This is a genomic window from Agromyces tardus (assembly GCF_003710805.1).
GTDB lineage: Bacteria > Actinomycetota > Actinomycetes > Actinomycetales > Microbacteriaceae > Agromyces > Agromyces tardus.
In genome coordinates, this window is the sequence record NZ_RHHB01000026.1 from 32,523 (window position 1) to 43,714 (window position 11,192).

13 protein-coding genes are annotated in these 11,192 nt (G+C 68.5%); 1 reads left to right on the forward strand and 12 read right to left on the reverse strand.

The features are described 5' to 3' along the window. Nucleotides 1–19: 19 nt before the first annotated feature. The 6 genes from rpsS to rpsJ are packed head-to-tail and all read right to left on the reverse strand — an operon-like array spanning nucleotide 20 to nucleotide 3,105. Nucleotides 20–301, reverse strand: a complete 282-nt coding sequence (rpsS, locus tag EDM22_RS12680) for a 30S ribosomal protein S19 (protein WP_018171448.1) — start codon at nucleotides 299–301, stop codon at nucleotides 20–22. Nucleotides 302–313: 12 nt separating this feature from the next. After that, the gene (rplB, locus tag EDM22_RS12685) at nucleotides 314–1,153 is read right to left on the reverse strand and encodes a 50S ribosomal protein L2 (protein ID WP_122937456.1); all 840 of its coding nucleotides are present in this window, start codon (nucleotides 1,151–1,153) and stop codon (nucleotides 314–316) included. Between the two features lie 16 nt (nucleotides 1,154–1,169). Further along, on the reverse strand, nucleotides 1,170–1,472 hold the full coding sequence (gene rplW, locus EDM22_RS12690) for a 50S ribosomal protein L23 (RefSeq protein ID WP_122937457.1): 303 nt from the start codon (nucleotides 1,470–1,472) through the stop codon (nucleotides 1,170–1,172). Continuing rightward, nucleotides 1,469–2,128 carry a 50S ribosomal protein L4 gene (gene rplD, locus EDM22_RS12695; protein WP_122937458.1) on the reverse strand — a complete coding sequence of 220 codons (660 nt, stop codon included), beginning with the start codon at nucleotides 2,126–2,128 and terminating at the stop codon, nucleotides 1,469–1,471. Before rplD ends, rplW begins: the two co-directional genes overlap by 4 nt. A gap of 3 nt (nucleotides 2,129–2,131) precedes the next feature. Beyond that, on the reverse strand, nucleotides 2,132–2,788 hold the full coding sequence (gene rplC / locus EDM22_RS12700; RefSeq protein ID WP_122937459.1) for a 50S ribosomal protein L3: 657 nt from the start codon (nucleotides 2,786–2,788) through the stop codon (nucleotides 2,132–2,134). A gap of 8 nt (nucleotides 2,789–2,796) precedes the next feature. Then, complete coding sequence (rpsJ, locus tag EDM22_RS12705) at nucleotides 2,797–3,105, reverse strand: 30S ribosomal protein S10 (RefSeq protein WP_017201594.1); 309 nt, start codon at nucleotides 3,103–3,105, stop codon at nucleotides 2,797–2,799. A 591-nt stretch (nucleotides 3,106–3,696) separates the two neighbouring features. Here rpsJ and EDM22_RS12710 point away from each other — a divergent pair. Then, complete coding sequence (locus EDM22_RS12710) at nucleotides 3,697–4,146, forward strand: OsmC family protein (protein ID WP_122937460.1); 450 nt, start codon at nucleotides 3,697–3,699, stop codon at nucleotides 4,144–4,146. 100 nt (nucleotides 4,147–4,246) lie between these two features. On the opposite strand, the gene EDM22_RS12715 is transcribed toward EDM22_RS12710, so the two are convergent. From EDM22_RS12715 to EDM22_RS12740, 6 genes are all read right to left on the reverse strand, one after another. Further along, a complete protein-coding gene (locus EDM22_RS12715; RefSeq protein WP_122937461.1) occupies nucleotides 4,247–5,458 on the reverse strand; it encodes an acyltransferase family protein in 1,212 nt (403 codons plus the stop codon). A 315-nt stretch (nucleotides 5,459–5,773) separates the two neighbouring features. Beyond that, entirely contained in the window at nucleotides 5,774–6,967 is a 1,194-nt protein-coding gene (gene tuf, locus EDM22_RS12720; RefSeq protein ID WP_122937462.1) for an elongation factor Tu, read from the reverse strand. Nucleotides 6,968–7,080: 113 nt separating this feature from the next. Next, nucleotides 7,081–9,195, reverse strand: coding sequence for an elongation factor G (fusA, locus tag EDM22_RS12725; protein ID WP_122937463.1), 2,115 nt, complete (start codon nucleotides 9,193–9,195; stop codon nucleotides 7,081–7,083). A gap of 85 nt (nucleotides 9,196–9,280) precedes the next feature. Next, a complete protein-coding gene (rpsG, locus tag EDM22_RS12730) occupies nucleotides 9,281–9,751 on the reverse strand; it encodes a 30S ribosomal protein S7 (RefSeq protein WP_122937464.1) in 471 nt (156 codons plus the stop codon). After that, nucleotides 9,751–10,125: a 30S ribosomal protein S12 gene (gene rpsL, locus EDM22_RS12735; protein WP_022889720.1), complete on the reverse strand. Its 375-nt coding sequence runs from the start codon at nucleotides 10,123–10,125 to the stop codon at nucleotides 9,751–9,753. Before rpsL ends, rpsG begins: the two co-directional genes overlap by 1 nt. A 317-nt stretch (nucleotides 10,126–10,442) precedes the next feature. After that, nucleotides 10,443–11,192, reverse strand: a 750-nt coding sequence (locus EDM22_RS12740) for a hypothetical protein (protein WP_342768523.1), incomplete at its 5' end; no start/stop codon positions are given.

The following is an 11,192-nucleotide window of genomic DNA, read 5'->3' on the forward strand; positions in this document are numbered from 1 at the left end:
CTCCTTCACACCACCGCGACTAGCGGCGGCGGCCCTTCTTGTCGTCCTTCACGTGACCACGGAAGGTGCGGGTGGGCGCGAACTCGCCGAGCTTGTGGCCCACCATGGTCTCGGTGACGAACACCGGGATGTGCTTGCGGCCGTCGTGCACGGCGATCGTGTGACCCAGCATGGCCGGGATGATCATCGAGCGGCGCGACCAGGTCTTGATGACGTTCTTCGTGCCGGCTTCGTTCTGGACGACGACCTTGCGAAGCAGGTGCTCGTCGACGAAGGGGCCCTTCTTGAGACTGCGAGGCATCTTCTCTTACTCCTACTTGCGCTTCTTGCCGACGGTACGACGACGGACGATGAGCTGGTCGCTTTCCTTGTTGGGGCGACGGGTGCGTCCCTCGGACTTGCCCCAGGGGCTGACCGGGTGGCGACCACCGGAGGTCTTGCCCTCGCCACCACCGTGCGGGTGGTCGACCGGGTTCATGGCGACACCGCGGACGGTCGGGCGGACGCCCTTCCAGCGCTTGCGGCCGGCCTTGCCCCAGTTGATGTTCGACTGCTCGGCGTTGCCGACCTCGCCGACGGTCGCGCGGCAGCGCGCGTCGACGTTGCGGATCTCGCCCGACGGCAGGCGGAGCTGCGCGTAGGGGCCGTCCTTGGCGACGAGTCGCACCGAGGCGCCCGCCGAACGCGCCAGCTTCGCGCCGCCGCCGGGGCGGAGCTCGATGGCGTGGATGACGGTACCGGTGGGGATGTTGCGCAGCGGCAGGTTGTTGCCGGGCTTGATGTCGGCAGCGGGGCCCGACTCGATCAGGTCGCCCTGCGACAGCTTGTTCGGCGCGAGGATGTAGCGCTTGGTGCCGTCCACGAAGTGGAGGAGCGCGATGCGTGCCGTGCGGTTGGGGTCGTACTCGATGTGTGCGACCTTGGCGGGCACGCCGTCCTTGTCGTTGCGACGGAAGTCGATCACGCGGTACTGGCGCTTGTGGCCACCACCGATGTGACGGGTCGTGATGCGGCCCTGGTTGTTGCGTCCACCCGTCTTCGACAGCGGGCGGAGCAGCGACTTCTCGGGCGTCGAGCGCGTGATCTCCGCGAAGTCGGCGACCGACGATCCGCGACGACCCGGGGTCGTGGGCTTGTACTTACGAATAGCCATGTTCTTCCTCTGCTCCCTAGCCGACAGCCGTGAAGATGTCGATCGAGCCGGACTTGAGGGTGACGATCGCGCGCTTGGTGTCCTTGCGCTTGCCGATGCCGAACCGGGTGCGGCGGGTCTTGCCCTGGCGGTTCAGGGTGTTGATCGACGCCACCTGGACGTTGAAGATCTTCTCGATCGCGAGCTTGATCTCGGTCTTGTTCGCGCGGGGGTCCACGGTGAACGTGTACTTGCCCTCGTCGATCAGGCCGTAGCTCTTCTCCGAGACGACCGGCGCGATGATGATGTCGCGCGGGTCCTTGTTGTGGGCGGCGCTCATGCCGAGACCTCTTCCTTCTTGGCCGACTTCGCGGCGATGAACGCCTCGAGCGCGGCCGTGCTGAAGACGATGTCGTCGGAGACGAGCACGTCGTAGGCGTTCAGCTGGTCGACCTGCAGCACGTGCACGGTCGGGATGTTGCGCACGACGCGCTCCGACAGCTCCTCGTCGCGGGTGAGCACGACCAGGAAGTGCTTCGCCGGGGCGATGCCGCCGAGCAGGGCCACGGCGTCCTTCGTCTTCGGCGCGTCGCCGGCCGCCAGCGCCTCGACGGCGTGGATGCGGCCGCCGCGGGCGCGGTCGGACAGGGCGCCGAGGAGTGCCGCGGCGATCATCTTCTTGGGGGTGCGCTGCGCGTAGTCGCGCGGCTGCGGCCCGTGGACGATGCCACCACCGGTCATCTGGGGGGCGCGGATCGAACCCTGGCGGGCGCGACCGGTGCCCTTCTGCTTGAACGGCTTGCGACCGGCGCCGGAGACCTCACCGCGGGTCTTGGTCTTGTGCGTGCCCTGGCGCGCCGCGGCGAGCTGGGCCACGACGACCTGGTGGATGAGCGGCACGTTGGTCTGCACGTCGAAGAGCTCGGCGGGCAGCTCGACCGAACCGGACTTCTTGCCGGTCGCGTCGAGAACGTCGATGGTGTTGGCGGTAGCCATGGACTACGCCCCCTTCACTGCGTTGCGGACGAAAACGAGGCGGCCGCGTGCACCGGGCACGGCGCCCTTGACGAGCAGCAGGCCCTTCTCGGCGTCGACGGCGTGGACGCGCAGGTTGAGCACGGTGACGCGCTCGCCGCCCATGCGGCCGGCCATGCGCATGCCCTTGAAGACGCGGCTCGGGGTCGACGACGCGCCGATCGAGCCGGGCTTGCGGTGGTTGCGGTGCGAACCGTGCGAAGCGGAGACGCCCTTGAAGTTGTGGCGCTTCATGACACCGGCGAAGCCCTTGCCCTTCGAGGTGCCGACGACGTCGACCAGCTGGCCGGCCTCGAAGGCGCCCTCGACGGTGAGCTCCTGGCCGCGCTCGTACGAGGCGGCGTCCGCGGTGCGGACCTCGGTGACGTGGCGGCGGGGCGTGACGCCGGCCTCGCGGAAGTGACCGGCGAGGGGCTGCGTGACCTTGCGCGGGTCGATCGCGCCCGCGGCGATCTGCACGGCGGAGTAGCCGTCCTTCTCGGGGGTGCGGACCTGGGTGACCACGTTCGGCGCGATCTCGATGACGGTGACGGGAACCAGCTTGTTGTTCTCGTCCCACACCTGGGTCATGCCGAGCTTGGTGCCGAGCAGGCCCTTCACGTTCTTGGTAGCGGAAGACATCTGGTACCTCAGAGCTTGATCTCGATGTTGACGTCGGCCGGAAGGTCGAGACGCATGAGCGAGTCGACGGCCTTGGGCGTCGGGTCCACGATGTCGATGAGACGCTTGTGGGTGCGCATCTCGAAGTGCTCGCGGCTGTCCTTGTACTTGTGGGGCGAACGGATGACGCACACCACGTTCTTCTCGGTCGGAAGCGGCACGGGGCCGACGACCGTGGCGCCCGCGCGGGTCACCGTGTCGACGATCTTGCGCGCCGAGGTGTCGATGACCTCGTGGTCATACGACTTCAGTCGAATGCGGATCTTCTGTCCCGCCATCTCGGACTCTCTCTCTGTCAAGGCGCCATACCCCTTCCGAGGGCATCGGGCGCCGCGTAGCTACTCCGTGTGAAGCACCACTGTTCTTCTGTCAAAGGCCGTGATCGAGCCTGTCGAAACCACCCCGCTTGCGCGGTGACCTCGGCACGCTCGACCCGTGAGCCCCAACCGGCCCCCGCACTCGGGTGTGTCACCCTCGCGAAACGGGCATGGGAAACCCATGCTCGAGTTGGTTGTCGGTTGTCGTGTTCTGCTGCCCGCGGCCTAGCCTGACCCGTGCGGCTCCGTGGGAGCTGTTCCGGTGGCTATGCACTGCCTGGCAGTGATTCGAACGGCACGCAGCAGAGCACGCCGTTCGAAATGTTGAACTCATCGAGTTTGCCACAGTCGGGCCCCCCGTGCAACCCGGGCGTGTCGCGCCAGCGCGCCTCACAGGCAGATCGCAGCCAGCGGCTCGCCCGCGGCCATCGGCGGGCGGTCCGGGCGGCCGGCGTGCGCCCCTGCACGCGCTGCCCTCCGGGCGCTCCCGGCAGTCCGCGCGGGGCCGCCCGCCGTGGTGGAATCGAGGGACCGACGACGACAGGAGACCGCATGACCGAGCACGCCCACCAGGTGAGCGACCGCATCGCACCCGGCAGCGTCTCGGTGACGCGCACAGGCACACGCACGTACGAGGGACTGAACGAGCGCGGCTCGACGGTGCTCATCGGTCCCGTCGAGGCCGAGGGGCACTTCACGCCGGGCGAGCTCCTCAAGCTCGCGCTCGTGGCCTGCGCCGGCATGAGCGCCGACCGCGTCGCCGCACGCCGGCTGGGCGACGACTTCCCCATGACGATCTGGGCGCACGGCAGCTCCCGCGACGGCAACCGGTACCGGCACATCGACGAGGAGCTGCTCGTCGACCTCTCCGCCCTCGAGCCCGACGAGCGCGCGAAGCTGCTCGAGATCATGGTGAAGGCGATCGAGCGGGGCTGCACGGTCGCGCGGAGCGTCGAGGGGTCGATCGAGCTCACGACCACGATCGACGGCACCGAGGTCTGACGCGGGGCGAGCGGATGCCGCAGGCCGGTGCATGCCACCAGGCGAGCGGATGCCGCGGGCGCCCGCAGCGCGGCATCCGCCCGCCGATCGCAGCCGGCCGTCACTCGACCGCGGGCACCGAGCGCTCGCAGGCCTCCGCCGCGGCGACGCCGGGGCCCACGACGCCCGCCGCGACCACGAGCGCCACGGCGGACGCCACCCCGCCGAGCACGACGGCGGCCCGGGGCGGCCGCCCACGGAAGCCGTACCGCACCGGGTCCTCGATCCAGCGCTTCGACGCGGCTGCGACGGCGAACGAGGCGGCCACGAGCAGCGCCATGAGCCACGGCGGGCTGGGGACGCCGGTGACGAACGGCACGAACATGAAGATCGGCCAGTGCCAGAGGTACAGCGAGTACGAGATGTCGCCCGTCCACTGCACGGGCCGGAGCGCACTGAGCCGCGCGGGCGACCACGCGCCGGCCGGCATCCCCGCCCAGATGAACGCGAGCGCACCGACGACGGGCAGCAGTGACACGACACCCGGGAAGGCCTCGGGGCTGCGGAAGGTCAGGATGGGCACGACGATGAGGGCAAGCCCGGCCCAGCCCACGGCCGACCGCAGGCGGTCGAGTCCGGCTGGCACCGTGCCGGCGACCACGGCGAGCAGTGCGCCCGCGCCGAACTCCCACGTGCGGGCGAAGGTCGAGAAGTAGGCCAGGTTGTAGTCCTGCGCGGTCAGCACGATGCAGTGCACGAGGGATGCCGCGCTGACGACGCCGAGCACGACGAGCGCCGTGCGGGCGCTCGACCTCCCGCTTCGACGCGCGACCCACAGCGCGGCGATGAGGAGCAGCGGCCAGACGAGGTAGAACTGCTCCTCGACCGAGAGCGACCAGTAGTGCTGCACCGGGGTGGAGACGAGTTCGTCGCGGCGCGGGTTCTGCGAGTCCGCGGCGAGCTGCCAGTTCTCGACGTAGAGCGCGCTCGCGACGACCTGCCGGAAGTAGGAGGCCCATTGCGCCTGCGGCACGACGAGGAAGGTCATGACCGACACGAACCCCAGCACGACGACCGCTGCGGGCAGGATGCGGCGGGCCCGGCGCAGATAGAAGTCCCGCAGTGAGATGCGCCCTGTTCGTCCGGCCTCACGGAGCAGCAGTCCAGTGATGAGGAAGCCCGACACGACGAAGAACACGTCGACGCCCATGTACCCGGCAGGGGCGACGGCCGGCCAGCCGTGATGCAGCACGACCGCGCCGACGGCCAGCGCGCGGAGCAGTTGGATCTCCGGACGCACGGCCGTCCCGGGGGACGACGACGGGGGAACCATCCCCTCCAACGTAACCCGAGGGTGCCTCAGCAGAACCTGTGAGGGTCCCGCGAACGACGTAGCGGCCGACCCCCGCCGGGGACGACGAAGGGGCCGGGCCCGACCACGGCGCAGACCCGACCCCGCGGTCTCGGCCGCCAGACGACGAAGGGGCCGGGCCCGACCACGACGCAGACCCGACCCCGCAGTCTCGGCCGTCAGACGACGAAGGGGCCGGGCCCGACCACGGCGCAGACCCGACCCTGCGGTCTCGGCCGTCAGACGACGAAGGGGCCGGGCCCGAAGGCCCGACCCCTGTGGTCGCGATCGCGAAGACTACTTGAGGATCTTCGTGACGGTACCGGCGCCGACGGTGCGTCCACCCTCGCGGATGGCGAAGCCGAGGCCCTCCTCCATGGCGATCGGCTGGATGAGCTCGACCGTCATGTCGGTGGTGTCGCCGGGCATGACCATCTCGGTGCCCTCGGGCAGCGTGATGACGCCGGTGACGTCGGTGGTGCGGAAGTAGAACTGCGGACGGTAGTTCGCGTAGAACGGGTTGTGACGCCCGCCCTCCTCCTTCGAGAGGATGTAGGCAGTGCCCTCGAAGTTGGTGTGCGGGGTGACCGAGCCGGGGGCCACGACGACCTGGCCGCGCTCGACGTCCTCGCGCTTGGTGCCGCGGAGCAGGAGACCGCAGTTCTCGCCGGCCCAGGCCTCGTCGAGCTGCTTGTGGAACATCTCGATGCCCGTGACCGTGGTCTTCTGCGTCGGGCGGATGCCGACGATCTCGACCTCGGAGTTGATCTTCAGCGTGCCGCGCTCGGCGCGGCCCGTGACGACCGTGCCACGGCCGGTGATGGTGAAGACGTCCTCGATGGGCATGAGGAACGGCTTGTCCTTGTCGCGCACCGGGTCGGGGATCGACTCGTCGACGGCCTCCATGAGGTCGAGGATGGACTGCGTCCACTTCTCGTCGCCCTCGAGGGCCTTGAGGCCGGAGACGCGCACGACGGGAGCGTTGTCGCCGTCGAAGCCCTGGCTCGAGAGCAGCTCGCGGACCTCGAGCTCGACGAGCTCCAGGATCTCCTCGTCGTCGACCATGTCGGCCTTGTTCAGCGCGACGAGCAGGTAGGGCACGCCGACCTGCTTGGCGAGCAGCACGTGCTCACGCGTCTGGGCCATCGGGCCGTCGGTCGCCGCGACCACGAGGATCGCGCCGTCCATCTGGGCAGCACCGGTGATCATGTTCTTGATGTAGTCGGCGTGACCCGGGGCGTCGACGTGCGCGTAGTGGCGCTTCGGCGTCTCGTACTCGACGTGCGAGATGTTGATCGTGATGCCGCGCTGGCGCTCCTCGGGAGCGGAGTCGATCGACGCGAAGTCGCGCTGCACGTTGGTGGCCGACGGGTACTTGTCGGCGAGCACCTTGGAGATCGCTGCGGTGAGCGTGGTCTTGCCGTGGTCGACGTGACCGATCGTTCCGATGTTGACGTGCGGCTTGGTCCGCTCGAACTTGGCCTTAGCCACTGTGGGTCCTCCTCAGGACTCGTGCAACCTCCCCGGGCGCTGGATTGCGACCGGAGGATTACGGGGGTTGTGTTGATATGTTACGCGAACCGGGTGGCTCGTGCGTTCGAGGGCTATTCGCCCTTGTTCTTCTGGACGATCTCGTCGGCGACTGCCTTCGGGACCTCCGCGTAGCTCTCGAACTCCATCGAGTACACGGCGCGTCCCGAGGTCTTCGACCGCAGGTCGCCGATGTATCCGAACATCTCCGAGAGCGGGACGTGCGCACGCACGACCTTCACGCCGGCGGCATCCTCCATCGACTGGATCTGACCGCGACGCGAGTTCAGGTCGCCGATGACGTCACCCATGTACTCCTCAGGGGTGCGCACCTCGACGGACATGAGCGGCTCGAGCAGAACCGGGTTCGCCTTGCGAGCGGCTTCCTTGAAGCCCATCGAGCCGGCGATCTTGAACGCCATCTCCGAGGAGTCGACGTCGTGGGCGGCGCCGTCGAGCAGGATGCCCTTGACACCCACCATCGGGTAGCCGGCGAGGATGCCGTACTGCATGGCGTCCTGGAAACCGGCGTCGACCGAGGGGATGTACTCGCGCGGAACGCGGCCACCGGTGACCTTGTTCTCGAACTCGTACGTCTTGTCGGCCGTGATCTCGAGGGGCTCGAGCGCGAACTGGATCTTCGCGAACTGGCCCGAACCACCCGTCTGCTTCTTGTGGGTGTAGTCGTGCTTCTCGACGGCGCGCTTGATGGTCTCGCGGTACGCGACCTGCGGCTTGCCCACGTTTGCCTCGACCTTGAACTCCCGCTTCATGCGGTCGACGAGGATGTCGAGGTGCAGCTCGCCCATGCCCTTGATGACGGTCTGGCCGGTCTCGGGGTTGAGCTCGGTGCGGAAGGTGGGGTCCTCCTCGGCGAGCTTCTGGATCGCGGTGCCGAGCTTCTCCTGGTCTGCCTTCGTCTTGGGCTCGATCGCGACCTCGATGACCGGGGCCGGGAACGTCATCGACTCGAGCACGACCTGGTTGTCGGGGTCGCACAGCGTGTCGCCCGTGGTCGTGTCCTTGAGGCCGATGACCGCGTAGATGTTGCCCGCGGTGACCGAGTCGACCGGGTTCTCCTTGTTGGCGTGCATCTGGAAGATCTTCCCGATGCGCTCCTTCTTGCCCTTGGTCGAGTTGATGACCTGGCCGCCGGAGTCGAGGTGACCCGAGTACACGCGGATGTACGTGAGGCGACCGAAGAACGGGTGCACCGCGACCTTGAACGCGAGCGCCGCGAACGGGTCGTTGGCGTCGGGGTGACGCTCGATGATCTCGTCCTCGTTGCGCGGGTTGCGGCCCTCGACGGCCGGCACGTCGAGCGGCGACGGCAGGAAGTCGATGACGGCGTCGAGCATGGGCTGCACGCCGCGGTTCTTGAACGCGGAGCCGCAGAGCACGGGGTAGATCTCGGAGTTGACGGTGAGCTTGCGGATCGCGCCCTTGATCTCGGCGACCGAGAGCTCCTCGCCGCCGAAGTACTTCTCGAGCAGCGCGTCGTCGGTCTCGGCGACGGTCTCGAGCAGCGCGTGGCGGTACTCCTCGGCCTTCTCCTTGAGGTCGGCGGGGATCTCCTGGACCTCGTACTTGGCGCCCATGGTCACGTCGCCCTTGGCGTCGCCGGGCCACACGAGGGCCCGCATCTCGATGAGGTCGACGACGCCGACGAACTCGCTCTCCGAGCCGATGGGGAGCTGCAGCACGAGCGGCTTGGCGCCGAGGCGCTTGATGATCGTGTCGACGGTGAAGTAGAAGTCCGCACCGAGCTTGTCCATCTTGTTGACGAAGCAGATGCGCGGCACGTTGTACTTGTCGGCCTGGCGCCACACGGTCTCGGACTGGGGCTCCACGCCCTCCTTGCCGTCGAAGACGGCGACCGCGCCGTCGAGCACGCGGAGCGAGCGCTCGACCTCGACCGTGAAGTCGACGTGGCCGGGGGTGTCGATGATGTTGATCTGGTTCTTGTTCCAGAAGCAGGTCACGGCGGCCGACGTGATCGTGATGCCGCGCTCCTTCTCCTGCTCCATCCAGTCGGTCGTCGACGCGCCGTCGTGGGTCTCGCCGATCTTGTGGTTGACGCCCGTGTAGAACAGGATGCGCTCGGTGGTGGTGGTCTTGCCGGCATCGATGTGCGCCATGATGCCGATGTTGCGGACCTTGCTCAGGTCGGTGAGCACGTCTTGTGCCACGGGGGTTCCTCCGGGGAAGTCAGGAGTGGAAAGTGGGGGGTGAGCGGATGCCGCGAAGCGCCGCCTCGCGGCATCCGCCCAACGACTACCAGCGGTAGTGGGCGAACGCGCGGTTCGACTCGGCCATCTTGTGGGTGTCCTCGCGGCGCTTGACCGCGGCACCGAGGCCGTTCGACGCGTCGAGGATCTCGTTGGTGAGACGCTCGGTCATCGTCTTCTCGCGACGGGCCTTCGCGTAGCTCGTGAGCCAGCGGAGGGCGAGGGTGTTGGCGCGGTGCGGCTTGACCTCGACGGGGACCTGGTAGGTCGAACCGCCGACGCGGCGCGAGCGCACCTCGAGGGTGGGGCGCACGTTGTCGAGCGCCTTCTTGAGGGTGGCGACCGCGTCCTGGCCGGACTTGTTCGCGACGTTCTCGAGCGCCTCGTAGACGATGCGCTGCGCGAGGTCCTTCTTGCCGTCGACGAGGATCTTGTTGACGAGCTGGCTGACGACGGGCGAACCGTAGACCGGGTCGGCGACGACGGGGCGCTTCGGAGCGGGTCCCTTGCGAGGCATTACTTCTTCTCCATCTTCGCGCCGTAGCGGCTACGGGCCTGCTTGCGGTTCTTCACGGCCTGCGTGTCGAGCGCGCCGCGGATGATCTTGTAGCGCACGCCGGGGAGGTCCTTCACACGACCGCCGCGCACGAGCACCATCGAGTGCTCCTGCAGGTTGTGGCCCTCACCGGGGATGTAGGCCGTGACCTCGGTGCCGTTCGAGAGCTTCACACGGGCGACCTTGCGGAGCGCCGAGTTCGGCTTCTTGGGGGTGGTGGTGTACACACGCGTGCACACGCCGCGCTGCTGGGGGTTGGCCTTCAGGGCGGGAGCCTTGGTCTTGGTGACCTTCGGCGAGCGACCCTTTCGGACCAACTGCTGAATGGTTGGCACTGCTTCTCCTTGTTGGTGCTGCACGGTGACAGCGTTGATGGATTTCACATCACGACCCACCCGCGCCGCGGAACCGCGGTGCGCTTCGTGTGGTGGGTATGCCGTGGGGGTGACCGGCGCTCGGAGCGACCGGACCCTGCGAGTGTGCGTCGTGGAGAACCCGCATCGCGACCCGAATCCGCTGGGGTTTCGTAGGCATGATGCGAGCGCGCGGCAGAGCGCACACCCGATCAATGGTAATGGGGCGTAACCTCGCGGTCAAATGAGTCCGGATGCCGCGGGGCCCTGTTCTCCACAGGCGGAACGGGCCGCGGTGCTCAGCCGGGCCAACCCGGGGCGTCGAGCTCCCGGTCGAGGTCGGCGAGCAGGTCGGCGACCTGCGGCTCCACGAACGCGACGACCGCGCGACCGATGCGCTCCCGATGCTGGGCGAGCTCGACGCAGATGCGCCGCCCCAGTTGCTTCGCGAACTCGTCGGCGAGCCGTACCTCTTCCCGGAGCGCCTCCTTCTCCTCCATCGTGAACGGTCGGGGCGCGGGTTCGGCCGCCTCCGCGGCCGTCTCCGCCTCGAGCCCCTGGAGGGTGAACAGGAAGGGCTGGTCGGGCATCGGCTCCGGGTCGAGGTCGAGGCCCAGGAACTCCGGGTCCAGGCCCTCCCCCGCGCGATACGGTCGGCGGGCCTTGCGGTCCTCGGCGAGGCGGATCTCCCGGTGCAGCATCGGCAGGTTCCGCGCTGTGTAGTCATCGACCGCGGCGTCGATGACGCCCTTCATGCGCATCGAGAACGCGTGCTGCACGGGGTGCGGCACGTCGACGTCGAGACCGGCCGCCGCGAGGATGGGCGAGCCGAAGCAACGCGTGCAGAGGCGCACGCGACCGCGGTGCGTCCCCGGTCGCCAGCGCGGAAGCCACGCCAGCCAGCGGTCGACCTCGTGGCTCACGCGAGCCTCGACCGAACCCTCCACGGGGTTCACCCTACTGCGCATGCCCGTTCCCGGCCGCGAGCCGGCGGTCGGCTGGCGCGGCGCGGCGGCGCGGGGCGCGCGAAGGGCGCGCGTCGACGCACG